This window comes from Halomonas sp. DP1Y21-3, assembly GCF_019801245.1.
In the GTDB taxonomy this organism is placed as follows: domain Bacteria; phylum Pseudomonadota; class Gammaproteobacteria; order Pseudomonadales; family Halomonadaceae; genus Halomonas; species Halomonas litopenaei.
In genome coordinates, this window is record NZ_JAHVJM010000001.1 from 1,065,012 (window position 1) to 1,090,343 (window position 25,332).

At 65.4% G+C, this 25,332-nt stretch carries 25 protein-coding genes; 2 read left to right on the forward strand and 23 right to left on the reverse strand.

The window, feature by feature from the left end; all coding sequences use genetic code 11:
• Window positions 1–375 precede the first annotated feature (375 nt).
• The 13 genes from KUV74_RS04635 to KUV74_RS04695 all read right to left on the reverse strand — a co-directional run bounded on the left by KUV74_RS04635 (window position 376) and on the right by KUV74_RS04695 (window position 13,411).
• Window positions 376–1,602 (reverse strand): benzoate/H(+) symporter BenE family transporter, encoded by a 1,227-nt coding sequence (locus KUV74_RS04635; RefSeq protein WP_222515719.1) that lies wholly within the window; start codon window positions 1,600–1,602, stop codon window positions 376–378.
• 195 nt (window positions 1,603–1,797) lie between these two features.
• Window positions 1,798–2,571 carry a benzoate diol dehydrogenase BenD gene (gene benD / locus KUV74_RS04640; protein WP_222515720.1) on the reverse strand — a complete coding sequence of 258 codons (774 nt, stop codon included), beginning with the start codon at window positions 2,569–2,571 and terminating at the stop codon, window positions 1,798–1,800.
• Between the two features lie 53 nt (window positions 2,572–2,624).
• On the reverse strand, window positions 2,625–3,395 hold the full coding sequence (locus KUV74_RS04645; protein ID WP_083970207.1) for an ABC transporter ATP-binding protein: 771 nt from the start codon (window positions 3,393–3,395) through the stop codon (window positions 2,625–2,627).
• Window positions 3,392–4,210 (reverse strand): ABC transporter ATP-binding protein, encoded by an 819-nt coding sequence (locus KUV74_RS04650; RefSeq protein ID WP_124804963.1) that lies wholly within the window; start codon window positions 4,208–4,210, stop codon window positions 3,392–3,394. Before KUV74_RS04650 ends, KUV74_RS04645 begins: the two co-directional genes overlap by 4 nt.
• A complete protein-coding gene (locus KUV74_RS04655; protein WP_222515721.1) occupies window positions 4,207–5,301 on the reverse strand; it encodes a branched-chain amino acid ABC transporter permease in 1,095 nt (364 codons plus the stop codon). The genes KUV74_RS04650 and KUV74_RS04655 overlap by 4 nt, the downstream gene beginning before the upstream one ends.
• Before the next feature lie 91 nt (window positions 5,302–5,392).
• The gene (locus KUV74_RS04660; protein ID WP_045991438.1) at window positions 5,393–6,253 is read right to left on the reverse strand and encodes a branched-chain amino acid ABC transporter permease; all 861 of its coding nucleotides are present in this window, start codon (window positions 6,251–6,253) and stop codon (window positions 5,393–5,395) included.
• Window positions 6,254–6,343: 90 nt separating this feature from the next.
• Entirely contained in the window at window positions 6,344–7,615 is a 1,272-nt protein-coding gene (locus KUV74_RS04665; RefSeq protein ID WP_222515722.1) for an ABC transporter substrate-binding protein, read from the reverse strand.
• A gap of 159 nt (window positions 7,616–7,774) precedes the next feature.
• Complete coding sequence (benC, locus tag KUV74_RS04670) at window positions 7,775–8,794, reverse strand: benzoate 1,2-dioxygenase electron transfer component BenC (RefSeq protein ID WP_045991437.1); 1,020 nt, start codon at window positions 8,792–8,794, stop codon at window positions 7,775–7,777.
• A gap of 20 nt (window positions 8,795–8,814) precedes the next feature.
• Window positions 8,815–9,303 carry a benzoate 1,2-dioxygenase small subunit gene (gene benB, locus KUV74_RS04675; RefSeq protein WP_108131177.1) on the reverse strand — a complete coding sequence of 163 codons (489 nt, stop codon included), beginning with the start codon at window positions 9,301–9,303 and terminating at the stop codon, window positions 8,815–8,817.
• 23 nt (window positions 9,304–9,326) lie between these two features.
• Window positions 9,327–10,694, reverse strand: a complete 1,368-nt coding sequence (locus KUV74_RS04680; RefSeq protein WP_108131176.1) for a Rieske 2Fe-2S domain-containing protein — start codon at window positions 10,692–10,694, stop codon at window positions 9,327–9,329.
• Between the two features lie 166 nt (window positions 10,695–10,860).
• A complete protein-coding gene (catA, locus tag KUV74_RS04685; RefSeq protein ID WP_108131175.1) occupies window positions 10,861–11,820 on the reverse strand; it encodes a catechol 1,2-dioxygenase in 960 nt (319 codons plus the stop codon).
• 106 nt (window positions 11,821–11,926) lie between these two features.
• Window positions 11,927–12,217, reverse strand: coding sequence for a muconolactone Delta-isomerase (gene catC, locus KUV74_RS04690; RefSeq protein WP_045991433.1), 291 nt, complete (start codon window positions 12,215–12,217; stop codon window positions 11,927–11,929).
• A 75-nt stretch (window positions 12,218–12,292) separates the two neighbouring features.
• Window positions 12,293–13,411 (reverse strand): muconate/chloromuconate family cycloisomerase, encoded by a 1,119-nt coding sequence (locus KUV74_RS04695; protein WP_124804967.1) that lies wholly within the window; start codon window positions 13,409–13,411, stop codon window positions 12,293–12,295.
• Between the two features lie 286 nt (window positions 13,412–13,697).
• Between KUV74_RS04695 and KUV74_RS04700 the strand changes: the two genes are divergently transcribed.
• The gene (locus KUV74_RS04700; protein ID WP_045991431.1) at window positions 13,698–14,600 is read left to right on the forward strand and encodes a LysR family transcriptional regulator; all 903 of its coding nucleotides are present in this window, start codon (window positions 13,698–13,700) and stop codon (window positions 14,598–14,600) included.
• A gap of 61 nt (window positions 14,601–14,661) precedes the next feature.
• Here the strand turns inward: KUV74_RS04700 and KUV74_RS04705 are convergent, their stop codons facing one another.
• From KUV74_RS04705 to KUV74_RS04750, 10 genes are all read right to left on the reverse strand, one after another.
• On the reverse strand, window positions 14,662–15,024 hold the full coding sequence (locus KUV74_RS04705) for a RidA family protein (RefSeq protein WP_108131173.1): 363 nt from the start codon (window positions 15,022–15,024) through the stop codon (window positions 14,662–14,664).
• 131 nt (window positions 15,025–15,155) lie between these two features.
• The gene (gene pcaG, locus KUV74_RS04710) at window positions 15,156–15,794 is read right to left on the reverse strand and encodes a protocatechuate 3,4-dioxygenase subunit alpha (protein ID WP_222515723.1); all 639 of its coding nucleotides are present in this window, start codon (window positions 15,792–15,794) and stop codon (window positions 15,156–15,158) included.
• Between the two features lie 62 nt (window positions 15,795–15,856).
• Window positions 15,857–16,594: a protocatechuate 3,4-dioxygenase subunit beta gene (pcaH, locus tag KUV74_RS04715; protein ID WP_045991428.1), complete on the reverse strand. Its 738-nt coding sequence runs from the start codon at window positions 16,592–16,594 to the stop codon at window positions 15,857–15,859.
• Between the two features lie 214 nt (window positions 16,595–16,808).
• Complete coding sequence (gene pcaQ / locus KUV74_RS04720; RefSeq protein ID WP_315900716.1) at window positions 16,809–17,789, reverse strand: pca operon transcription factor PcaQ; 981 nt, start codon at window positions 17,787–17,789, stop codon at window positions 16,809–16,811.
• 28 nt (window positions 17,790–17,817) lie between these two features.
• On the reverse strand, window positions 17,818–18,255 hold the full coding sequence (locus tag KUV74_RS04725; RefSeq protein ID WP_222515724.1) for a hypothetical protein: 438 nt from the start codon (window positions 18,253–18,255) through the stop codon (window positions 17,818–17,820).
• Between the two features lie 252 nt (window positions 18,256–18,507).
• Entirely contained in the window at window positions 18,508–19,692 is a 1,185-nt protein-coding gene (locus tag KUV74_RS04730; protein ID WP_222515725.1) for an alpha/beta fold hydrolase, read from the reverse strand.
• 18 nt (window positions 19,693–19,710) lie between these two features.
• A complete protein-coding gene (pcaF, locus tag KUV74_RS04735; RefSeq protein WP_222515726.1) occupies window positions 19,711–20,916 on the reverse strand; it encodes a 3-oxoadipyl-CoA thiolase in 1,206 nt (401 codons plus the stop codon).
• A gap of 87 nt (window positions 20,917–21,003) precedes the next feature.
• The gene (locus KUV74_RS04740) at window positions 21,004–21,771 is read right to left on the reverse strand and encodes a CoA-transferase subunit beta (RefSeq protein ID WP_331281207.1); all 768 of its coding nucleotides are present in this window, start codon (window positions 21,769–21,771) and stop codon (window positions 21,004–21,006) included.
• A gap of 8 nt (window positions 21,772–21,779) precedes the next feature.
• A complete protein-coding gene (locus KUV74_RS04745) occupies window positions 21,780–22,601 on the reverse strand; it encodes a CoA transferase subunit A (protein ID WP_222515727.1) in 822 nt (273 codons plus the stop codon).
• Window positions 22,602–22,784: 183 nt separating this feature from the next.
• Window positions 22,785–24,122: an adenylosuccinate lyase family protein gene (locus tag KUV74_RS04750; RefSeq protein ID WP_222515728.1), complete on the reverse strand. Its 1,338-nt coding sequence runs from the start codon at window positions 24,120–24,122 to the stop codon at window positions 22,785–22,787.
• A gap of 357 nt (window positions 24,123–24,479) precedes the next feature.
• Between KUV74_RS04750 and KUV74_RS04755 the strand changes: the two genes are divergently transcribed.
• The gene (locus KUV74_RS04755; RefSeq protein ID WP_222515729.1) at window positions 24,480–25,271 is read left to right on the forward strand and encodes an IclR family transcriptional regulator C-terminal domain-containing protein; all 792 of its coding nucleotides are present in this window, start codon (window positions 24,480–24,482) and stop codon (window positions 25,269–25,271) included.
• Window positions 25,272–25,332: the final 61 nt, after the last annotated feature.

Genomic DNA, 25,332 nt, shown 5'->3' on the forward strand with positions numbered 1-25,332 from the left:
GTTTCCTGGCGATTCGAGCGAGTACAGCGGACATCTTTGCCTAGGGCTTGTCTGAAAAGTGCCTGCACTCGGTAATACGGCGTTAAAAATCGGATCAAAATGCTCATTTACACTCCGTAAACTGCGCTTTCTCACCGATTTTTGCCTTGTCTAACCTTCGCTCGTCGACTTTTCGGACAGCGCCCAAATAGGGCTCCGTCGATGATAGCCGGCAACTTTGTCACCCCGCGCTCCCACCCTGACGCCGCGATCGTTTCAGCACACTAATCCAGCGGTATCAGACGGCTGCAGGTCAGGCTCACCGACGGTGCTGACATCGATGAATTCGCGACGCTCGAGCGCCATTCGGCCTGGGACCATGTATCACCGCCAGCGTCAGGCTGCGGCGCGTCCACCATGCAGCAACCTGACCGCCAGCATGCCGATCACCACCCCCCAGAAGGCCGCGCCAAGACCGAACAGGCTCATGCCCGAGGCCGTCACCATAAAGGCGATCACCGAGGCCTCGCGGTGGCCCTCGGCGGCGATCATGGCGGCCAGATTGCTGGTGATCGCTCCGATCAAGGCAAGCCCCGCCAGTACCGCCACAAAGGCACCGGGCAAGGAGGTGAAGAGCGCCACAATAGTGCCGGCGAACAGCCCGCCGACCAGGTAGAAGACGCCGTTGGCGACCCCGGCGACGTAGCGACGGCCCGGGTCCTGGTGGGCATCCTTGCCGGTGCACAGCGCAGCGGTGATGGCCGCGATCACCGTGGTGATGCCGCCAAAGCAGGCGGTGGCGAAGGAGGTCAGGCTGGCCACCGTCAGAATCGGCCGGGCCCTGGTGTGATAGCCCGCTGCGTGCAGGATCGCCATTCCCGGCAGGAACTGGCCGGTCAGGCTCACCACCACCAGCGGCAACGCCAGGCTCAGGGTGCTGGTGATGGTCCACTCGGGAGCGATAAAGCGGGGAATCGCCAGGTGCACACCGACGCCGGCGAGACTCGCGCCTTCCAGCACCACGGCGAGCACCACACCGGTGATCAGCAACAGGATCAGGCAATAGCGCGGCGCCAGCCGCTTGAACACCAGATAGGCCAGCAGCATGCCGACGGCGAGCCAGGGCGAGGTCTCGATGGCCGCAAAGGCACCCAGACCGAACTGGAACAGGATACCCGCCATCATGCCGGCGGCCACGCCCGACGGAATCAGCGCCATCAAACGGTCGAAGCTGCCGGTAACGCCGATGATCAGCATCAACACCGCCGCCGTCAGGTAGGCGCCTACCGCCTCGCCCAGCGACAGCTCCGGAAAAAGGGTGATCAGCAGCGCTGTACCCGGCGCCGACCAGGCCGTCACCACCGGCACCCGGAGCCACAGGCTCAGGACGATGCCCGACACCGCCGCCCCCAACGAAATGGCCCACACCCAGGAGGTCATCATCTCGGGCGAGATATCCGCCGCCGCACCGGCCTGAAAGAAGATCGCCAGCGGCCCCGAGTAGGAAATCAGTACCGCAACAAAGCCTGCCGTCACCGCCGACAGCGACAGGTCACGAAAAAGGGACGACCCCGCAGCCGCCCCTTGGGGTGCGGTTACGGTATCGGAGTCGGTTCGGCGCATGGGCTGGCTCCTTGATGATGGCGTCGATGTCCGGCCAGGAATGTCAGCTGGTGGGACCCCAGGCGACGTCGACGGAAGACAAAAAAGGCCCGGCACGCGGCCAGGCCAAGGAGGATACAAGATTCACCACGCCGTCCCGGTGCCCGCATGTACAGCGGGATGCAAAGTGGGTCCACGTCACGCGGCATCAACCGGCTAGCCCAGGTCGCCGCCCGCCACCGGCACCACCGTGCCGGTGATATAGCTGGCGTCGCGGGAGGCCAGAAACAGGATCGGCCCGACCTGCTCGTCCAGGGTGCCGTAGCGGTGCATCAGGCTCGACGCCAGGGTCTGGTCGATCAACTGCTGGTACCACAGCTTGTCCTGTTCGCTCTGGGGCTCGGCGTTGCGCGGCGTCAGCCGGGGCGGCGCCTCGGTGCCGCCGGGGGCGGTGGCGTTGACCCGTACGCCGTGCTCGGCCATCTCGATGGCCAGCGCCACGGTCATGGCGTTCACCCCGCCCTTGGCTGAAGCGTAGGGCACCCGATTGACCCCGCGGGTGGCCACCGAGGAGACGTTGACGATATTGCCGCCGCTGTCGATCAGGTGAGGCAGCGCCGCACGACAGCACCACAGCGTCGGAAACAGCGAGCGACGCACCTCGGCCTCGACCTGCTCCGGGCTGTAGTGGCTGTAGGGCTTGGCCCAGATGGTCCCGCCGACGTTGTTGACCAGTACGTCCAGTCGCCCGAAGCGCTCGATGGCGCTCTTGATGGCGCTCTCGGCGCCCTCCCAGGTCTCCAGATCGGCGTTCAGGGCAAGGACCTCGACTCCCTGCTCGCCAAGCTCGCGGGCCACCTGGTGGACATGTTCGGCACGATCGACCAGCACCAGGGCAGCGCCCTCGTCACCGGCCCGCTCGGCCAGACGCCGACCGATCCCCTGGGCGGCGCCGGTGATCAGCATCACCTGTCCTTCGAATCGCTTCATGTTGCTGTCCTTCTGCTGTCGGATGCGGTGGGTGAAGTGGCCACGGCGTGGCCTCAGCCCACACCGAGGTGGGTATCGAGGATCGAGGGATCGGCCCTCAGCGCCTGGCTGTCACCGTCGAACACCACCTTGCCCTTGACGATCAACAGGTGGCGGTCGCCCACCTCGAGCAGGTTGTCGATGTTCTTGTCGACGATGATGCTGGCGATGCCCGAGGCCTTGATGGTGCGCAGGATCGACCAGATCTCGTCGCGGATCAGCGGCGCCAGCCCTTCGGTGGCCTCGTCGAGGATCAACAGCCGCGGGTTGAGCATCAGCGCGCGACCGATCGACAGCATCTGCTGCTCGCCGCCGGACAGCAGCGAACCATCGTGGCCGATGCGCTCCTTGAGCCGGGGAAAGGTGTCCAGCACCCGCTCGATGTCCCAATCGGTGCGACCGTCAGCTCCCGGGCGTGCGGCCATCACCAGATGCTCGCGCACGCTGATACCGGGAAAGATGCCCCGCCCTTCCGGCACATAACCGATACCCTGACGAATGATCTGCCAGGGACGGCGCTTGCGGGTGTCCACCCCCATGATCCGCACCTCGCCATGGCGCGGCGGCACGAAGCCGAGGATCGACTTCAAGGTGGTGGTCTTGCCCATCCCGTTGCGACCGAGCAGGCTCAGCGTCTCGCCGGCCCTGAGGGTCAGGTCCACCCCGTGCAGCACATGGCTTTCGCCGTAGAAGGTGTGCAGGCCGGTGGCCTCGATCAACGGCGACTCGACATCCTCGGCAGCGTCCACCCGTTGAGTTCCCGCCTCCTTGATCGCCACATTCATGACGTCACCTCGCTATTGCTGGAGCCGTTGCCGATATCGACGCTATCGCTGGGGCGACTGTCCTCGCTGCTGTCGTGACGTCCCAGATAGACGTCACGCACCGTTTCGCTTGCACGAATGCTCTCGGTGTCGCCGCTTTCCAGCACGCAACCGTCGACCATCACGGTGATGCGATCGGCCAGGCGGAACACCGAGTCCATGTCGTGTTCGATCAGCACGATGGTGTAGTCGCGAGACAGCCGCTTGAGCAGGTCGGCGACCTGGTCGGTCTCCTCCCGGCCCATGCCGGCCATCGGCTCGTCCAGCAGCATCAGCTGTGGCTGGGTCGCCAGCACCATGGCGATCTGCAGCTGGCGCTGCTCGCCGTAGCTCATGCCGGAGGACACCGTATGGGCCCGGGTCACAAGACCACAGGTGTCCAGCGCGGCCAGCGCCCGCTCATCGACTTCGCGGGCCCGCCGGCGCGAGCGCCAGCTGCCGATGACGCCACCGTGGTGGATGCGCGCGGCCAGCTGGCAGTTCTGCAGACAGCTCAGGCGCGGAAAGATATTGGTCTTCTGGTGGCTGCGACCGATACCGAGTCGGGCGACCTGGTGGGCCTTCTTGCCCTGGATCGCACTGCCGCGATACTCGATCTCGCCGCGGGTCGGCGGAATCTCGCCGGACAGCAGATTGATCAGGGTGCTCTTGCCGGCACCGTTGGGGCCGAGGATGGCGTGGATCTCGCCCTGCTCGACCTCGAAGTCGACGTCATTGACCGCCAGCAGGCCACCGAAGCTGCGGGTCAGCCCGCGGGTCTTGAGCATGCTGCTCATGAGGACACCTCCCCGACGCTTTTGCCGACGTTCTTGCCGTCGCTGTCGGAGGCGGAAGTCTGTTTGCCCTTCGCCAGGTTGTCCTTGCCACCGCCAAGCCGCCCCAGCAGCGACGCCTGGCGCCCCGGCGGGTCGAGCAGCAGCCCGGCGATGCCCTTGGGCAGCACCAGCACCGCGACGATGATGGTCAGGCCCATCAGGATCGGCCAGTGGTTGGTCAGGTGCTCGTAGAAGTACAGCAGCAGTTCGTAGGCGAAGGCGCCGAGGATCGGCCCGAAGATGGTGCCCATGCCGCCGAGGATGACCATCATCAGCACCTCGCCGGAGTGGTGCCAGCCAAGCTGGGCCGGGTTGGCGAAGCCGTACTGCATGGCCGCCAGCATGCCGGCGACGCCGGCGATCATCGCCGAAACCACAAAGGCGATCAGCTTGTAGCCGGTGGTGGCGTAGCCCAGCGCCTGCATGCGGTGCTCGTTGTCGTGGATGCCGTCGAGCACCTGGCCGAAGTGGGAACGGGTCAGGGCGCGCAGGATAAGGTAGACCGCCACCAGCAGAGCCAGGCAGAAGTAGAAGAACGTCAGCGGGTTGTCGAGGTCGATCAGCGGTGTCTCGCCCATGGCAAGGCTCGGGCGGAACATGATGAAGACGCCGTCGGTACCGCCGGTCATGCTGGAGGTGCTGACGGTGTAGAACAGCATCTGGCCGAAGGCCAGGGTGGTCATGATGAAGAAGATGCCCTTGGTACGCAGCACCAGCAGGCCGACGATGGCGGCGACCAGGCCGGAGACCAGCATCACCAGCGGCAGCATCCACCACAGCGAGGCGGCGCTGAAGTCGGGGCTGGCCATCGCCAGGGTGTAGGCCCCCAGGCCGAAGAACAGCGCATGGCCCAGGCTGACCAGGCCAAGGATACCGACCAGCAGGTCGAGACTGACGGCGAACAGGGCGAAGATCAGCATCAGGGTCAGTTTCTCCATGAAGAAGGCGCTGGACTCCCCGAATACCGCCGGCCCCCAGGCCGGATAGGCGATCAGCAGCGCCAGGCCCGCCAGCAGCAGGACCGTCACGCGCTTGGGATATCGATGCAACATGGTGTTTCTCCTCCAGACGGGTATCCCGTCTGCAAAGGGGTCCGATCAGGCGGCAAGGGATGCCCGAGCGGAGGGTGATTGTCGTCGGGTCTCAGGCGAACAGGCCGCGCGGCTTGATCAACAGCACCAGCGCCATGATCAGGTAGATCAGCATGCTGGCGAGACTCGGGATCAGCACCGGACCGAAGGTCTCGGCCATGCCGATCAACAGCGCGCCGAAGAAGGCCCCCTTGATCGAGCCGATGCCGCCGATGACCACCACCACAAAGCAGGTGATCAAGATCGAGTCACCCATACCCGGCGTGATCGACGACAGCGGCGCCGCCATCATCCCGGCGAAGGCCGCCAGTGCCACGCCGACGCTGAAGATCAGGGTGAACAGGGTGCGGATATTGATGCCGAGCCCTTCGACCATCTCGCGATTGACGGCGCCGGCGCGGATCACGATACCGAGCCGGGTGTGGCGGATGATCCAGTAGATGGCCCCCGCCAGCACCAGGCACACCGCCGCCACGAACAGCCGATAGACCGGGTACTGCAGGTTGTCGGTCAGGGCGATGGCGCCGGTAAAGGGCTCCGGCAGCGCCACCGAGTGGACGTCGCCGCCCCAGATGATGCGCTGGGCCTCGTTGAGCACCAGGATCAGGCCGAAAGTCAACAGCACCTGGTAGAGGTGGTCACGCTTGTACAGGGTGTCGAGAAACAGCCGCTCGATGACCAGCCCCAGCAGCACCGCGATGGGCACCGCGATCAGGATCGCCAGCCAGAAGTTGCCGAGGCGCTGGGTCAGGTCGAAGGCCAGATAGGCGCCGATCATGTACATGGCGCCGTGGGCCAGGTTGATGATGCCCATGATGCCGAAGATCAGCGTCAGGCCGCTGGCGATGAGGAACAGCAGCAGGCCGTACTGAAAGCCGTTGAGCAGCTGCACCCCGAAGAAGGCAAGGTCCATGAAGAACTCCTTTGGCGTTGGCCCGCCCGAGAGCGCCCGGTATTCGCGGGCACCTCGGCCAGGTCATTGACGCGGTGAACGAAGGTCGCCTCAGCTCTTCATCGGGCAGGCGCTGTCGGGAACTTCCAGCTGCTCGCTGGCGATCGAGGTGACGTGGTGCTCGCCATCCCTTACCTCGCGCAGGTAGACGTTCTGGATCGGATGGTGGGAGGCCGAGAAGCTCACCGGGCCGCGCGGGCTGTCGAGTTCCACCGCTTCCAGCGCAGCGATCAAGGCCTCGCGGTCCGGCTCGCCGTCAATCGAGGCGTAGGCCTGAGCCAGCAGCTTGCCGGCGTCGTAGCCCTGCACCGCGTAGGTGTCCGGGGCCTCGCCGTAGGCTTCCTGGTAGGCCGAGACGAAGGCCTGGTTCTGCGGGGTGTCCAGGGTCTCGGCGTAGTGCATGGTGGTCTGCACGCCGTTGGCGGCCTCACCCAGTGCCCCCAGGTTACCGTCGGTCAAGAAGCCCGAGCCATACAGCGGAATGCTGTCGTTGAGCCCGGCAGCGGCGTAGTCCCGCACGAAGCCGACCCCGCCACCACCGGCGAAGAAGGTGTAGACGGCGTCCGGAGCGATGCTGGCGATCTGCGCCAGGTAGGTCTGGAACTCGGTGCTCGGAAACGGCACCAGGATCTGCTCGACGATCTCGCCACCGGCATCGGTGAAGGCCTGCTCGAAGCCGGCCAGGTCTTCCTTGCCGCCGGCGTAGTCCCAGGTGATGGTGACGATCTTGCGATGGCCCTGGTCGTAGGCCACCTGGCCCATGGGGTAGCTGTTCTGCCACATGCTGAACGAGGTGCGGAAGACGTTGGGCATGCACAGCTGGTTGGTGGCCGCCTCGAGTCCGGCGTTAGGGATGATGGTGATGGCGCCGGTCTGCTTGGCCACCCGCAGCATGCCCATGGCGACGCCGGAGTGGACCGGACCGATGACCACGTCGACGCCATCACCCTTGACCAGGCGGCTCATGTTCTGGGGCGCCTTGGAGGGGTTGGCCTCGGAGTCCAGGGTCACGTACTCGACGCCATGACCACCGAGGCTGCCGCCCTCCTGCTCGATGGCGAGCTTCAGCCCATTGGTGATGGACTCGCCCAGTGCGGCGTAGGTGCCGGAGTACGGCAGCATCAGCCCGAGCTTGACGTCGTGCTCGGCCAGGGCCTGGGTGGACAGGGCGGCGCCGGCCAGCGCCAGGGTCGCGGCCTGCAGCGAACGTGCAAGCGGGCTGCGGCGCCGGGATGACTGGGAAGCCTGGCGGCGGCTGTACGTGTTATCGGTGCTGGGCGTGTTATCGGTGTTGAGGTTTTTATCGATAGTGAGCTTGGCCATGATCATGTCTCGTCAGGTTGTGATTATCGTTATGAGATTGCGGGGCTCTCGCTGGACAGAGAGCCCCGGCCTGCGGCTGTCTGTTGTCGGCTGACGGCTGTCTCTTGTCGGCAAGGGCGAAAGGTCTCCCTCGCCGAATCTGGTTCCGGGCAGGACGCGTCAGTTGGGCGTGAACTTTTCGTAGTGAAAGCTCGCCGGCTTGATGCCCTGCTGGTCGAAGTGCTTTAGCACCGCGTCCACCATCGGCGGCGGGCCGCACAGGTAGACGTCGACGTCGCCGTCATGCAGCTTCTGCGGGTCCATGTGATGGGTGACGTAGCCCTTGCGCTCGTGGCTGCTGTCCTCGTCGGCGACCACCGTCAGGTAGTCGAAGTCGGGCAGCGCCTCGACCGCCGCGTCGAGCTCTTCGCACTTGACCAGATGATCGTCCTTGGTCACGCCATAGATCATGTGGATCGGCTGGCCTGCTCCCTCGCCCTGGGCCTCGAGCGCGGCAAGCTGCTTGAGCATCGACAGGAAGGGAGCAAGCCCGGTGCCACCGGCCAGCATCAGGATCGGGCGCTGGATGGCGCGCAGGTAGAAGCTGCCCATGGGGCCGGTCACCGCCATGGCGTCACCGGCCTTGGCCTTGTCCGCCAGATAGCCGCTCATCAGCCCGTCCGGCACATTGCGGATCAGGAAGCTGGCGCGGGATTCCCCCGGCAGCGAGCTGAACGAATAGCTTCTGTGCTCACCACAGCCCGGTACCTCCAGGTGCACGTACTGCCCCGGCAGGAAGTTCAGCGGCTCGCCTTCGATATCGATGGCAAGCTCGATGGAGTCCTCGGACAAGGGTTCGACGTGGACCACCGTGGAGGCACGGCTGTCGACCTCGGTCTTGCATACGGTCGAGGCCACCGGCACCGACAGCACGCAGTCAGAGGAAGGCACCATCTGGCAGGTCAGCACCTGCCCCTCGTGCAGCTCCTCGTCGGACAACGCCTCATCGATGTACTCGTCACCCAGCTCGAACTCGCCCTGGTCGCAGTGGCACTTGCAGGTGCCGCAGACGCCGTCGGAGCAGTCCATCGGCAGGTTGACCTTGTTGCGGTAGGCCGCATCGAGGACGGTTTCGCCCTCGTTGCAGTCGATAAAGCGCGACACCCCGTCTTCGAAGTTGAGCGCGATGGTGAAGCTCATGGTCGTTCTCCTTCACCGACTTAAATGTGATAAACGTCGATGACCTGGTGGATATAATCGTTATTGAGCTGCACCTTCTTGCGCGTGATAAGCGGGCTGTCACCGGACACGTCCAGGGTGTAGAAAGACACCCCGAAGTAGCTGTCGGTCTGCTTGTAGCGGTGGCTCAGGGTGTGCCAGTTGAAGCGCACCTCCAGGCTGTCGCCCTCCTCCTTCATCACCTCGATATTGGTGATCTGGTGGGTGGTGCGCGGCTCCGGCGTGCTGGCGCCACTGCGCTCGGTCTTGATCCGATAGACGCGATCCTCGAGCCCTTCCCGATTGGGGTAGTAGATCAGCGAAATCTCGCTGTTCGGGTCGCCGGTCAGGGTGTCGTCGTCGTCCCAGCAGGGCATCCAGAACTCGGCCTTCTTGTGGTACAGGGTCAGCCACTCGTCCCACTCGCGTTCGTCCAGAAGGCGTGCTTCGCGATAAAGAAAGGCCTGGATGTCGTGATAGCTGATGCTCATGATTCGTCTCCTTTCCGCAGGATTCAGGCTGAGGCCGTGGCGATGAACTGGCTGCGTTCCTTGTCGATGGCGCGCAGCATTTCCTCGACCCAGTGCTGGTGGTGCAGCACGTAAAGGCCTTCGTCCTCCGGCGAGGCACCGCTCTTCAGCGGCTTCATGTCGATGGCGCTGGCGTCTTCGTCGGGACCATCGATCCATTGCTTGGCGCCACGCGACAGGTCATTCCATTCGGCCAGGGCACCGTTGTAGCCGTTCTGGCAGCCGCGGAATTCCTCCAGGTCATCCGGCGTGCCCATGCCGCTGACGTTGAAGAAGTCCTCGTACTGGCGGATGCGCACGCGACGGTTCTCCGCCGATTCACCCTTGGGCGCGAAGCAGTAGATGGTGACCTCGGTACGGTCCACCGCCAGCGGACGCAGCACCCGAATCTGGGTCGAGAACTGGTCCATCAGATAGACGTTGGGGTACAGACACAGGTTGCGGGTCTGGTTGACGATGTTGTCGGCGCGGGCCTCGCCCAGCTCCTTCTCGATGCGCTCCTTGTGCTCGTAGACCGGACGCACCTCGGGATTGAGCAGCCGGGTCCACAGCATCATGTGGCCGTTCTCGTAGGAGTAGAAACCGCCCTTGGACTTGGACCAGCCGTCGGCGTCCACCGCCTTGGTGCCGCCTTCGTCGTAGTTGCGACGGTCCATGGTGGAGGCGTAGTTCCAGTGCACGGTGCTGACGTGGTAGCCGTCGGCGCCGTTCTCGGCCTGCAGCTTCCAGTTGCCGGTGTAGGTGTAGGACGAGGTGCCGCGCAGGATCTCGAGACCTTCCGGGGCCTGGTCGACGATGTTGTCGATGACCTTCATGGTCTCGCCCAGGTACTCCTCGATGGGCATGACGTCGTCGCTCAGGCTGCCGAACAGGAAGCCCTTGTAATTGCTGAATTTGGGCAGGCGCTTGAGGTCGTGGGAGCCGTCCTGCTTGAAGGCGTCCGGGTAGGCGCCGGCCTTCTCGTTCTTGGCCTTGAGCAGACGCCCGTCGTTCTTGAAGGTCCAGCCGTGGAACGGGCAGGTGAAGGTGCCCTTGTTGCCCTGCTTGCGACGGCAGATGGTGGCACCGCGGTGGGCGCAGGCGTTGATCAGGGCGTGAAGCTCGCCCTCCTTGTCGCGGGTGATGACCACCGGCTGGCGCCCCATGTTCAGGGTGAAGTAGTCACCGGGCTCGGCGATCTGGCTCTCGTGGGCCATGAACAGCCAGTTGCCCTCGAAGATGTGCTTCATCTCGAGCTCGAAGAACTCGGGGTCGGTGAACATGCTGCGGTGGCAGCGAAAGACGCCCTGTTCGGGGTCATCCTCGACGGCACCACGCACGCGGGCTTCGATCTGATCGAGTTTATTGCTCATCGTTGTTCTCCTCTCTCATTCGGGCAGCTGTTCCGAGTCGCTCGCCCAGCCCACCCTTTGGGGCAACATGCCCGTAGGGCAGGCGTGGCTTGGCGCGGCGCTGTCCACCACGGGGGCTCCCGTGGAACTCGGCGGTTAGTTCAGGGTTGTCGCGAGTCCAGGCGGCTCAGCCGTCCTCGAGGGCGCGGGGGCGCTTGTGACGCTGCTGCAGCTCGGTCTCGCTGGTGGCGGCAAGCTCGATGTCGAACACCACCTCGGTGAAGGGCCCCTCGAGGCCACGATCGCTGGCCTCGCTGGCGTCCTCGATGCGCCTGGCGTCCACCACCAGCTCCTCGCGGGTGGCGAAGGCGAAGTCGTCGTAGGTGTAGGGGTCGCCGGCGAGGTTGATCTGGGTGGTCAGGTGCTTGTACCCGGGCGCCGAGATAAAGAAGTGGATATGCGCCGGTCGCTGGCCATGACGACCGAGCAGGTCCAGCACCTGCTGGGTCGGGCTGTCCGGGGGGCAACCGTAGCCGGAGGGGATGATGCTGCGCGCGCGATAGCGGCCATCGGCGTCGGTGTAGATGGTACGACGCAGGTGGAAGTCGGCCTGGGACGGGTCGAAGAAGCTGTAGTTGCCCTTGCTGTCGGCGTGCCAGATCTCGACCTTGGCCCGTGAGATCGGCTGGCCCTGGGTATCGCGTACCTGACCGGTCAGCCACATTGCCTCGGCGTCGGTGTCCGAGCCGTCGTCCAGGCGCGCCTCGCCCTCGGACTCCGGGGCACCGGCGACGTACAGGGGCCCCTCGATGGTGCGCGGGGTACCCCCGGCAAGGCCGCGGGCGGCGTCCTCGGCGTCCATGCGCATGTCGAGGTAATGATCGAAGCCCAGACCCGGGGCCAGCAGGCCGTACTGGGTCTCGGCGCCGAGCGCGTTGAGCACGCTGACGCCCTGCCAGAATTCTTCCGGGGTGACGTCGAAGTCATCGATCAGCTTGTACAGGTCCGACAGCAGACGGTGCAGGATTTCCTTGGCCCGCTCGTTGCCTTCGGTCTTGTCGAAGCCGGCGACGGTATTGAGGAAGTCCTGTACCTCCGGGGTGTCGAAGATGCGCACTGACTTGGTGGTGGGATTGAGACTGTTCATCTGGCGGTCCTCAGGTGTGGCGTACTTGTCGTTATCGTTGTTGGCGGTACTGGCCGGGGCCTGGCGATGCGCGCTGCCCCGACGTCTGGCTGGCCAGGGGCTGACCCTAGCTGTCGTCATCGCGGATCGAGGACGGGTGGCGGCACAGCGGCTTGACGCGGATCTCCATGTAGGGAAACAGCGGCAGGTTCGATACCAGCTCCTGCAGCTCGGCGTTGTCGGCCACGTCGAACACGCTGACGTTGGAATAGCTGCCGGCCACCCGCCACAGATGGCGCCACTTGCCGGAGCGCTGCAGCTCCTGGGCGTAGTCCTTCTCGCGGGCCTTGATCTCGGCGGCGCGCTCCGGCGCCATATCCGGCGGCAGCTTGACGGTCATTTCCACCTGAAACAGCATCTTCGTTCTCCTCTCGATCGGGGGCCGTCGATGCAGCCCTGGAGGCTCGCGCGGCCGGTCTGATGGCGATGTCGCTCAGCTGCGTGCGTACTCGCGCAGCTTGTCGTGATCCAGTTCGAGCCCGAGTCCCGGGCCTTGCGGCAGCGCCACGCCAAAGTCGTCGTAGCGCAGGGGGGTGGTGACGATGTCATCGGTCAACAGCAAGGGGCCGAACATCTCGGTGCCCCAGGCCATCTCGGGCAGGGTCGCCCAGGCGTGCAGCGAAGCGGCGGTACCGATGGTGCCCTCGAGCATGGTGCCGCCGTAGAGGCCAATGCCCCCGGCGTCGGCCAGGTGGGCCAGGCGCAGCGCGCCGCGCGGCCCGGCGCTCTTGGCGATCTTCAGGGCGAAGGCGCCGCTGAAGCCGGACTCAATCAGCGCCAGCCCGCAGCGCAGGTCCTGGACGCCTTCGTCGGCCAGCATGGTGACCTCGAAGCGATTGGCCAGCCGCGCCAGTCCTGCCCGCTCGTGGGCCGGAATCGGTTGCTCGATCAAGTCGACCCCGGCCTCCTCGAGGGCAGCGATGGCGCGCACCGCGGTGGCTTCGTCCCAGGCCTGGTTGACGTCGACCCTGACGCTGGCGCGATCCCCCAGGGCGGCCTTGATGGCGGCAACGTGGCGCACGTCGTGATCCACCTCGTTGGCGCCGATCTTGAGCTTGAAGTCACGATGGCGACGCTGCTCGAGGCGCTTTCTGGCCTCCTCGATATCCTTGTCGGTATCGCCACTGGCCAGCGTCCACAGCACCGGCAGGTGATCGTGGCGGGCGCCGCCCAGCAGTGTCGCCAGGGGCACGCCGAGACGCTTGCCCTGGGCATCCAGCAGCGCGGTCTCGAGCGCCGACTTGGCGATGACGTTACCCTTGGCCAGCTTGTCGAGCCGGGCCATGGCGAGGTTGACGTTGTCCGCCGCCAGGCCGACCAGCGCCGGCGCCAGGTAGGTGTCGATGTTGACCTTCATGCTCTCCGGGCTTTCCGGGCCATAGGCCAGGCCGCCGATGGTGGTGGCCTCGCCGATGCCTTCGATACCGTCTGCGCACTTGAGGCGTACGATCACCAGCGTCTGGGTGGCCATGGTGGCCATCGACAGCTTGTGCGGTCGGATGGTGGGCAGGTCGACCAGCAGGGTCTCGACGCTTTCGATCAGGGCGGTCATGGTGGCTCCGGCGATTACCATCAGCTCGTTGTCATCCACGGGCTGGCGATCTGGGTGGCGAACTGGGTGATGAGGAAAGCCGCAAGCGCTGTAAGCCTCGGCGACTCGTAAGCGATCAAGCCATACCTTGGTAAGATTTCTCTTACGATGCGAAGCACCACTGCCATCGACATCGGTAGAGACCTACTGCGGAAAGGCGCTTGATCCGGCGATTGAGTGCAGTGTGATTGTCTTTGAGGGGCACAACCAATATGGTCTGGGTAGACCGCAATACCCTGGAGGTATCATGGAGCTTCGACACCTGCGCTATTTCTGTGCCGCAGCGGAAGAGCTAAACATCACCCGGGCGGCCGCCAGGCTGCATATGGCGCAGCCCCCTTTGACCCGGCAGATCAATCAGTTGGAGGAAGAACTGGGGGCCCAGTTATTCATTCGCGGCCCCCGAGGGCTGACCCTGACGCCCACCGGCAAGTTCTTCCATGAGCATGCCCTTCAGATGCTCGAGAAGCTCGATACCACGGTGGCGGCGGTGCGCCGTATGTCACGAAGCCACAAGGAAATGTTCGGTATCGGCTTTGTGCCTTCGCTGTTCTACGGGCAGCTGCCGCTGCTGGTGCGCGAGTTGCGACAAAAGGACGAGGTGGAGCTGACCCTGGCCGAATTGACCACGGTGGAGCAGGTGCAGGCGCTGAAGGCAGGACGTATCGATATCGGCTTCGGACGCCTGAGGATCGACGATCCCGACGTGGAACAGGAGGTGCTGTTCGAGGAACCGATGATGGCGGCGGTGCCGGAGGGCCACCCGCTGGTGGGCACCACGCCGACCATGGAGGAGCTCGCCCGCTACCCGCTGGTGCTGTACCCGGCGAGCCCGCGCCCGAGCCTTGCCGACCTGGTGCTGGGGCTGTTTCGCCGCCGAGGGCTCAAGGTCACGGTGGTGCAGGAGGCTAACGAGATGCAGACGGCGCTGGGCCTGGTGGTGTCGGACTTCGGCATTACCCTGGTGCCGGAGCAGGTCAAGCGACAGAACCGCGATGGCATTCGCTACCTGTACCTGGCGGAGAAACACATCACCTCACCGATCGTCTGCAGCCGGCGCCGGGGAGAGACGCCCAGCGCGACCATGCAGGCGGCCAACGCCATCCTTGAGGTGCTGGTGGAGAATCGTCGGACGGGCAAGTACCCGTGAAACATATCGAGTGGTGGCAGGGCCAGGGCCCTGCCTGCGGCGCGTTGATAGCGCTGCGGTGTTAGCGAAACTCTTCCCCCGCCGCCGCCACAAATGCCATCTCGACCAGCAGTTCGGGGTTGGCAAGCTCGGCCTTGACGCAGGCGCGACTGGGGGCGGTGCCTGGCTCGAACCAGGCCTCCCAGGCGACGTTCAGGGCATCGAAGTGGGCAAAGTCGGTCAGGTAGATGGTCACCGAGATGATGCGTGTCTTGTCGCTGGCCACCTTGGCCAGCGACTCCTCGGCCTGTTCGAAGATCTGCTCCACCTGGCCGGTGATATCGGCGCGGGTGTCCGCCTCGGCGACTTCGACGAAGTGGGCCATGCCATTGAACACGGTGATGTCGGACCAGCGGGGGGTGGGATTGATGCGGTGGATATCCATGGAGGTGCCTCGAAGCCAGGGCGGAAAAGACCGCTAGCATAGGCCATGGAAGCGTCGGTGCAAACGCGGGCAAATAACGACACGGACGCCGCGGTTCACGCCACGACGTCCGTGTGGTCAGGCGAACGCGATCAGAAGTCGAAGAACACCGTCTCTCCCTCCCCCTGCAGCACGATATCCAGACGATAGCGTGGCAGGCCGCCTTCCCCGCCCTCTTCACGCCGGGCGATCAGCGTCTGGCGCCGGGCCGGCGACTCGATCGCACCCAACACCGGGCAGCCGGCATTGGCTTTGTGCTCGTCATCGAAGTAGAGCCGGGTCTGCAGATGCAGGTTCACGCCCCGGGCGAAGATCGTGAGGTTGATGTGCGGGGCCATGGTGCGACCGTCGGGCCGAGCGATGGCGCCGGGCTTGACGGTCACAAAGCGCCACTCGCTGTTGCCCTCGGCGGTGGTCGCGGTACGCCCGAAGCTGTTGAACGGCGCCTTGAGGTCGAACGCCGTCTGATAGTCACCGTTGGCGTCGGCCTGCCAGGCCTCCAGCAGGGCGTCGCGGACCAGGTCGCCGTTGCCGTCGATGACCCGTCCTACCACCTCGATACGCTCGCCTTCGGCGCTATCCTTGGCCAGTTCGTTCCAGATCTCCTCGTCGCGCTCGGGCAGGCCGGCGACGGCCAGCGCCAGGCCGATGTGCACGTAGGGGCCGGCGGTCTGGGACGCGGTCTCGCGCAGCATCAGGTTCGCGGTGGGGGTAAGGTTTGGCTGTTGCATGAGGTCTCCTCGCTGCCGTGGGCCGACTCGGGCACCACGGCACCTGTTGTTCCTGTTCTTGTTCACTGATTCTCGAAATAGGTCTGCAGTTCGCCACGCACCACCAGGTCGAAGCGGTAGGCCAGGGCGTCCATGGGACGCGAGCGGGCCATGTCGAGTCGACCGATCATGGTGCCCACGGCCTCCTCGTCCTTCAGGGTCTGGACGATGGGGCAGATCGGAATCAGCGGGTCCCCCTCGAAGTACATCTGGGTGATCAACCGGGTGGAGATGGCCGGGCCCATGACGCTCACATGAATGTGCGCCGGGCGCCAGGTGTTGATGCCATTGGGCCAGGGATAGGGACCGGGTTTGATGGTGCGGAAGTGGTACCAGCCATCGTCGTCGGTGAGACAGCGCCCGACGCCGCCGAAGTTGGGGTCCAGCGGGGCCAGATAGCTGTCCTTCTTGTGGCGATAGCGGCCACCGGCATTGGCCTGCCACATCTCCACCAGAGTCTGCGGCACCGGCTTGCCGAACTGGTCGACGACCCGACCGAACATGATCACCCGCTCCCCCACCGGCAGACCGGGGCTATCGGCATCGCGGAAGTTCAACAGCAGATCGTTGTCATGGGGGCCCATGCGCAGGCGGCTAAACTCGGGGCCGGTGAGTTCCGACACGCTGGGGGTCTGCAGGCTGACCAGCGCCTGGGAGGGCGAGCGCGGCACCGAGGTCTTGTAGCCGGGAGTGTAGGCGGCGGGGTGCCACTGGCGATCCCGCTCGACGAAGCGACGATTGAGGTTCCGATTGAGGGTCATGGGGGGAGAGGTCCTGGCGTGATTGTTGGTTGTTCACACGCGCCTCGAGACAAGAGGCGATGACAGCAGTGTGACCAGCCACACCCGGGCTGCCAATTGAGACCTTGCCCGGCCATCATAACCCAGGGGTTATGATGGCCGGATGGCGGGGCGTCGGATCGCAGGAACGAGTACGTACTGGCCTGATGCCTCGCCCCCGGATATTTCGACGCCGCTACTGGGGTCTTGCCGCGGCGGCCTGGCGCAGCGACTCGGCGAAGCCTTCCAGCGCCAGGCTGGGGCTCAAAGAGGTGTTGGTACACAGCCCTACCGAGCCCCCCTGGTGCTCGAAGGTCAGTGCCAGCTCGACCAGCTGGCCGCTTTCCAGATCCTCGGCCACCGCCTCGAAGGGCGCCACCCAGATGGCACCGGTGTCCAGTGTGAAGCGCCGGCTGACCGGCAGCGACAGGGTCTCCAGACAGGGCGCGGGCAAACTGATGGCGTGACGCACACAGAAGCTGTCGACCCGCTGGCGCAAGGTGGTCTGAGGGGGAGGCACGGCCCAGGGGTAGCCGCTCAGGACCTCGGGAGGACAGGGCGAGACGGTGGCCAGCGGATGCCCCTGGCGCACCACCAGCCGCAGCGATTCGTAGTAGAGATGTTCGAAGGCCAGGTCACGAATCTCGCGGGCTTCGGTCATACGCCCCACCACCACGTCGAGCTCACCCAGCGCCAGCCGCGACAGCAGAAAGGCGCTGGCGCCGGTGGTCACGGTCACGCTGGTCTCCTGGCCCAGCGGCGAGGCCTGGAAGTGCTGAATCGCCGCCGGCAGCAGCCGCGATTCCACCGTCGACAGCGCCCCGACCCTGAGCCAACGCTGCCCACCATGGCCGTCGGCCAGCGCCACCACGCCCTCTTCCAGGGCGCGCAGCGCAGGCCCCGCGTGGCGCAACAGGGTGAGTCCCGCCTGGGTCAGACTGACGCCCTGGGCGCTACGCTCGAACAGGCTGGCGCCAACGATCTCCTCGAGTTCACGGATGGCCTTGGAGATGCCCGGCTGGGTGATCGCCAGGGCGTCGGCGGCACGGGCGAAGCTGCGGCTGCGCGACACCTCGAGGAAGGCGTTGAGATGGCGCAGCTTGATACGATGATTGAGCATGGTGGCCTGCGATCTGGCGGCGTGACGGGTGTCCAGCGTGGCACCGTGGCGTGGCACCTCGTCAGCCTCCACCACGCCGACAGCGCTAGCGACAGGCTGCCAGCACGCGCTCGATGGGCTCGTCGGCGCCACTCAGCGGGAAGCGTGAGGGACGGGTATCCTGGGGAGTGACCACCGCCACGTTGCCGCCTTGCAGGGTCTTGGTCAAACCGAGGGGAGACGGGGCGAACCACACGCCGTCGTGGGGGGAGTGGCGTGACTCCAGGCGATACCCGATGCCGTCCACCAGCACCTCCAGCGGCTTGCGCCGATCGGCGCCCATCTGGGAGGCATAACCGGCCACCGATACCATGGGCACACCGTTCCAGCACACCAGTGCCAGAGAATGACCGCTGCCATCATCGACTCGCGCCGCCGGGGCGTCGCCGAACATCTGGTGGGCCTGGGTGTAGCGCCACTCTGCCGATGCCGTACCCGCCATCAGAGTGCCGAGCAGTATCGCCACAAACGTCTTGAACCACATCAATAGTTGACCTCTTGCTGCCGAAACGGGCATGCATCGGGCACTCCCTGCCTGACGGAATCCTCTCCTTCTCCTTTTGCCAAGTCTAGCAACTGACCGAGGATCCACGAATGGAGCAGCAGGGATGGCCCTGCCATCTATGGCATGGCAAGTCACCAACGGCCAGGAAGCCTTGCTGCCTGCCTGGAGGATTCTGTGCTCCGTGAGTCAGCTATTTACCACTCTTTTACCCCAGGCGGCAAACCATGTCCCTCATGCCGATGATTCGCCGCTTCCCCAACCCAGTTCCTTGGCCAGGGCAAAGGCATGATTGGCCGCCGGCACGCCGGCATAGATGGCCACGTGCATCAGCACCTGACGCAGCTCCGCCTCGCTGAGGCCGATACGCTGGGCGGTCTTCAGGTGCAGGGTCAGCTCCTCGCGCCCCAGGGCGGCGAGAATGCCGGTGGTGATCATGCTGCGCTCGCGTCTCGTCAGGTCGTCGTTGGACCACAGCTCGCCCCAGGCCAGCCGTGTGATCATCTGCTGAAACGGAGTATCCAGGCTGTTGGCATTGTGGGTGGAGCGGGCCACGTGCTCCTCGCCCAGCACCTGCTTGCGGGTCGCAAGGCCAGTGGAATAGTCGACGCCCTCCGCGCCCACATCGCCCAGGTCCACCGCCATCACCGCCAGCAGCTTCTCGGCGAATCGGCTTGGCGCCTCTACCGAAGGCACGTGACCGACGCCCTCGAGCACCTCGAGCGGGGCGCCGTCGCACTCGGCCGCCAGGGCCTCCAGGGTGGCCGGTGGCGTCGCCAGGTCCTCGCTGCCACCGAACAGCTGCACCTTGACGCCCTTGCCGGAGAGCTTGCCGGTGAAGGTATCTCGCCCCAGCATTTCGCAGAGCAGCGCGTAGGACTCGTCGTCACCGCGCCCCATCTGGGTACACCAGCCCGCCTTGAGGGCCGGCTCGGCGTCGAAGCAGGCGGGAGCGAACCAGCGCGGCACGATCTCGCCGGACATCGCCGCCAGGCCCTCGCGCCGCACACGCTCGGCCCTGGTGGTCCATAGCTCGCTGGTGCCGATCACCGCCCCGGTGTTGGTCAGGGCGGCGGAGAGCAGGCGCTCGCCGTGCTCGCTGATCAGCTGCTGCCCCACCACGCCACCGATGGAGGTACCGACGAAGTGGAAGCGGCCTGCGCCGGCGTGGTCGGCCAGGGCGATGGCTTCCTTCGCCAGTTCGGCCGGAGTGATCGGCCCGTCGCCCCAGGCCTGGCTGGCGCCGTGACCGGGCAGGTCCCAGGTCAACACCCGGTAGCGTGTCAGCAGCACCGGCAGGACGTCGTCCCACACCGCCTGGCTCATGCCCAGCGGATGCGCCAGCACCACCAGAGGATTGGCCTCGGCGCCGAGCAGGCGATACGCGACACTGCGTCCTTCGATATTCAGAAATGCCATGACCTCTCTCCTGTTCCTCTATACCCGTTCGATCAGGGTGGCGATGCCCTGCCCCACGCCCACACACATGGTGCACAAGGCGTAGCGCTTGCCGCTCCTGTTGAGCTCGTGGGCGGCGGTCATCAACAGGCGCGCCCCGGACATGCCGAGCGGATGGCCCAGGGCGATGGCCCCGCCGTTGGGATTGACCCGGGGGTCATCGTCGGCGACGCCGAGATCGCGCAGACAGGCCAGGGCCTGGGCGGCAAAGGCTTCGTTGAGCTCGATCACGTCGATCTCGTCGATCGCGACCCCGCTGCGCTCGAGCAGCCGGCGCACCGCCGGGACCGGGCCATAGCCCATGATGCGCGGCTCCACCCCGCCGGTGGCCATGCCGACGATACGCGCCATCGGCACCAGGCCATGGCGCTCCACCGCCGCCTGGCTCGCGACCAGCATGGCACAGGCGCCATCGTTGACCCCGGAGGCGTTGCCGGCGGTGACACTGCCATTGTCCTTGAACGGGGTCGGCAGAGCGGCCAGCTTTTCCAGGGTGGTGCCGGCGCGAGGATGCTCGTCGATGTCGAACACCAGCGGCTGCTGCTTGCGCCGGGGGATCTCGATGGGGGTGATTTCCTCGGCGAAGCGACCCTCCTGCTGGGCCCGCGCGACCTTTTGCTGGGAGCGTACGGCAAAGGCGTCCTGATCGGCGCGGGAGATGTCGAACTGTTCGGCTACGTTCTCAGCGGTCTCGGGCATCGAGTGGGTATCGTGAAGCTTCTTCATCAGCGGGTTGACGAAGCGCCAGCCGATGGTGGTGTCCTCGATCTGCTGCCCCCTTGAGAAGGCGCCTTCCGCCTTGCCCATGACGTAAGGCGCCCGGGACATCGACTCCACCCCGCCGGCCAGGGCCAGATCCATCTCGCCGGCCTTGATCGCGCGCATGGCGGTGCCTACCGCATCCATGCCGGAGCCGCACAGACGATTCATGGTGGTACCGGGTACCGAGGTCGGCAGGCCCGCCAGCAGCGCCGACATGCGCGCCACGTTGCGGTTGTCCTCGCCGGCCTGGTTGGCACAGCCCATGAAGACCTCTTCGATGGCGCCGGGATCAAGCTCTGGCGCCTGGGCCAGCACCGCCTTGAAGATGTCGGCGGCCAGATCGTCGGGGCGCACACTTGCCAGGGTGCCACCGAAGCGCCCGATGGCGCTGCGACGGGGATGACAGAGAAAGACGTCGGTCATGTCGGACTCCTTGGTCACCCCGCGCACTGGCGCAGGGTGTGTCGGGGAAGGGGCGAAATGGAGGTCTGGTTGGGGCTGACGGGCCGGTTACTGGCCGCTGTGGGCACGATCGGTGCGCGCCTTCAGCTCACGCAGCACCTCGAGCTCATGGGCACTGGGGACCGGCGTGGTCTCGAGTTCGGCGGCGAAACGAATGTCCCAGCCGGTGGCCTCCTGGACCTGCTCGCGCGTCACGCCGGGATGCAGCGAGACCACCGTCAGTTCACGATCCTCCGGGTCCGGCTTCATCACGCACAGGTCACTGATCACGCGAGTCGGCCCCTTGCCGATATTGGGTACGCCGTCGCGTCCCTTGCCGTCGCGACCAAAGCCCAGGGTGGTGATGAAATCGACGTCACGCACGAAGGCCCGCGGCGAGTGCTTCAGGGTGATGAACACTTCACCTGCGTTGGTGGCGATCTCCGGCGCCCCGCCGCCGCCAGGCAAGCGCACCTTGGGTGCGGTGTAGTCGCCGATCAGGGTGGTGTTGAGGTTGGCGTAGCGATCGATCTGGGCGGTTCCCAGAAAGCCTACACTGACCTTTCCGCCCTGCAGCCAGTAGCGAAACATCTCCGGCACCGACACCGTGGTCAGCGCCGACTCGCACAGCTCGCCATCGCCGATCGACAGCGGCAGCACGTCCGGCCTGGTCTGCAGGGTGCCGGATTCGTAGATCAGCACCACCTCGGGGGCATGGGTCAGCCGCGCCAGGTTGGCGGCCTCGGACGGCAGGCCGATACCGACGAAACAGGTCATGCCGTTTTCCAGCGCCCGGGCGGCGGTGACCGTCATCATCTCGCTGGCGCTGTAGTCGATTGCGGTGCTCATCGGGCGTCCTCCGCGGTGTTCATGATGTTGTCGTCGATCCATCGGGTGAAGACGTCACGGTCGCGGGCAATGGCGTCCCACTCCTTGTAGAAGCGGTTGTCACGCGGGTAGTAGCCGTGGGCGTAGGACGGCAGCGAGCCCTTTTCGGCCACGGCGATGGCGTCGATGGCCCAGCCTGGAATCACGCAGGCGTTGGGGTGGGTGTCCAGGTCATCGACGATCTCCTCGACGGTGACGATGGCGCGGCTGGCTGCCAGCACCGCTTCCTTCTGCACCCCGATGATCCCCTCGACCAGCACATTGCCGGCACGGTCGGCCTTCTGGGCGTGAACGATGGAGACGTCCGGGCGCACCGAGGGCACCGCCGCCAGGCGCTCGCCGGTGAAGGGGCACTCGATGAACTTGATCTGGTCATTGACGTTGGGCAGCTCGCTGCCGACGTAGCCGCGCAGCACCGCCAGCGGCAATCCGGCGGCGCCAGCCTCGAAGGCGCAGGCCATGGCGGCGTGGCTGTGCTCGAGAATCTCGACCTTGTGGGGCCAGCCCTTTTCCACCGCATCACGCAGGCGATGGAGCGAGCCGACGCCAGGGTTGCCCCCCCAGGAAAAGATCACCTTCTTCACGCAGCCGGCACCGATCAACTGGTCGTAGACCAGGTCCGGGGTCATCCGGATCAGGGTGAGGTCGCGCCTACGCTGGCGAATGACCTCATGCCCGGCGGCGAAAGGAATCAGGTGGGTAAAGCCTTCCATGGCGACGGTGGCGCCGTCATGGACGTAGCGCCTTACCGCTTCGTCAAGACTCAGGATCTCGGCCATGTGGGTTGCCTCTGTTAACGATGAACCAATGCGGTGGACAGAACAGCCTTGTTCGCTATGTGAACGTAGGTTTGTTATACGAACAAGTTACTGCTGATCGACAGGGCCGTCAAACGCAAAAAGGGCGGGAACGGCATACGCCGCTCCCGCCCCTTCACGTCCTTCTACTAATCAATCAACGTGTTAGCGTTGCTCCAGCCACTCCCTGGCCTTGCTGGCCTGTTGTCGGCTGCTACCAATGTATAACGCCGGATCGGTGGCGGCCTTGAGCTGCTCGACACTGATATCGGGGGGCAGCCGGGGAGCCTCATGCAAGACCTCGTGATAAGGACGCCCCTGGCGGCGCGCGGTCTCGGCAGCCTCGGCCGCCAGCGCCTTGGCCCTGTCGCTGCCGAGGTGGGGTGTCAGCAGGCGCGCCACCGGCTCGGCCATGATCGCGCCGCCGGTCAACGCCAGGTTGGCGGCCATGCGCTCAGGATGTACTTCGAGTCCTTCCAGCAGGGTTGCCGCCTGCTCCAGCGCCCCTTCCACCAGCAGCACCGATTCGCTGAGCGGTGCCCACTCGGCGTGCCACTCGCCGAGGCCCCGTTCCAGCGGCTGAGCCACGGCACCGATGATCACCGTGGTGTGGCCGTGCACCCGACGCGACGCGCCGCGAATCAGGGCGCAGCGTACCGGATTGCGCTTGTGCGGCATCGACGACGATTCGCCCATGCCAGGGGCGCTCGGCTCGCTGACTTCGCCAACCTCGGTCTGGGTCAGCAGGGCGACGTCCAGCGCCAGGCTCTCCAGCGCCCCGGCGACGGCGTCCAGGGCGGTCTGCAAGGCATGGATCGGCTGGCGGTCGGTATGCCAGGGCAGTACCGGGCAGGACAGGCCAAGCTCCTCGGCCAAGGCCTGCATCAGCTCGAGCCCCTGTTCCCCCCAGCCCGAGTGCACCCCCACTGCACCACCGAACTGCACCGGCAGTCCTTCGGCGGCGATATCCCCAAGCCGGCGTCGCGCGCGCTCGAGCCCGATGCCCCACTGGGCCGCCTTGACCCCAAAGGTCATCGGCAGCGCTTGCTGCATCAGGGTACGGCCGACCATGGGCGTCTGCTCGTGGTCACGCATCAGCGCGAGAACCGCGTTGCGACAGCGCTCGAGCAGGCCATCCAGGCTCGCCAGGCGCGGCGTCAGCAGGTGCATCAGCGCCGAATCCACCACATCCTGGCTGGTCGCCCCCTGGTGCCAGCACGCCTTGAGCTCGTCCGGCAACGCCGCTCGCCCGGCCTTGACGAAGGGGATCGCCGCGTTGCCGCCGCTGGCGATACCCCGGGCGATGGCCGCGATGTCAAAGTTATGATGCTCAAGCGCCGCCGCCATGCGCCCGGCGCTGCCCGCTGGCAGTGCGCCGACACCTTCCTGGACGCGCGCCAGGGCGAGTTCGAAGGCCAGCATCGAGGCCACCAGGTCATCGTCGCGACAGGCTTCCAGGGCACTCTGGCTCATGAATGGATGGCTCAGCAGGGCGTCGGACATGGCAAGGTTCCTCTTCTTCTGGGGGAGCGAATGGGGCGTATCGACCGGGGCGAGTTCAAGGGGATAGCAGCGAGGAGGCAACGACAGGGACACGCGATGGCGACAGCATGGCCGCTCCACCAATAGTCGCACAGGTGTTCGCACCTCGAACAAGCATGCTAGATTATCGACAACACGGGAGCAAACCGTCGCCCACAGAAGACGAATGTCTTCTCGCCGCCATGACATCGGGGGCCGTATCCGGACGCTGCCCTGCTATCATCGTCGCTCGGGCTGTACAACGCTCTCACGTCGTGGCGCTCGATCACTGCAACACTAGATCTTAGTGACACTCGAATCTGAAAAAAGGACACCTCGATGGATACGGCACCGGCCGACGCCGCCCTGAGCCCGGATGACCGCGACTTCGTCACTGCCCTCGCCAGCGGCCTCGACGTCATTCTGGCCTTCGATGAGGCCCACCCTCGGATGACCTTGAGTGAGGTGGCGACGCGCACCGGCATGAACCGTGCTCGCGCCAGACGCTTTCTGCTGACGCTGCATGCCCTGGGCTATGTGCGCAAGGACCACCGCCACTTCGAGCTGGCGCCGCGAGTGCTCAAGCTCGGCTACGCCTTCCTGTCCGCCAACAATTATCAGCACCTGATCCAGCAGGTGCTCGAGGACATCACCACAGAAAGCGGCGAATCCTCTTCTCTTGGCGTACTCGACGGCGATGAGGTCACCTATGTGGCGCGCTCGGCGTCGCGCCAGCGGCTGATGGCCATCACCCTGTCGGTGGGCACGCGGCTGCCCGCCGCCTACACCTCGATGGGGCGCATGCTGCTGGCACAGAAGACCAACGACGAACTGAATGCCTTTATCGAGCGCACCACCCTCGAGCGCTTCACCGACAAGACGATCACCGACAAGGCTGAGCTCAAGCGCGCCATCCTCCAGGCTCGCCAGCAGGGCTATGCCATCGTCGATCAGGAGCTGGATTCTGGGCTGCGTTCGTTGGCAGTACCCGCCTTCGACGCCAACGGCGAGCTGATCGGTGCGATCAATATCAGCACCAATGCCGCCAGAATCGACCACGACACCTTGCTTGAGCGCTACCTGCCGCTGCTCCAGGGCAAGGCTCGCCAGATTCGTGCCAACGTGAGCTGATCGTCCTTGTCTGAGCGCACCGGGGACAGGCGCATATGGGGAAGTATGACAATGGCAGGGA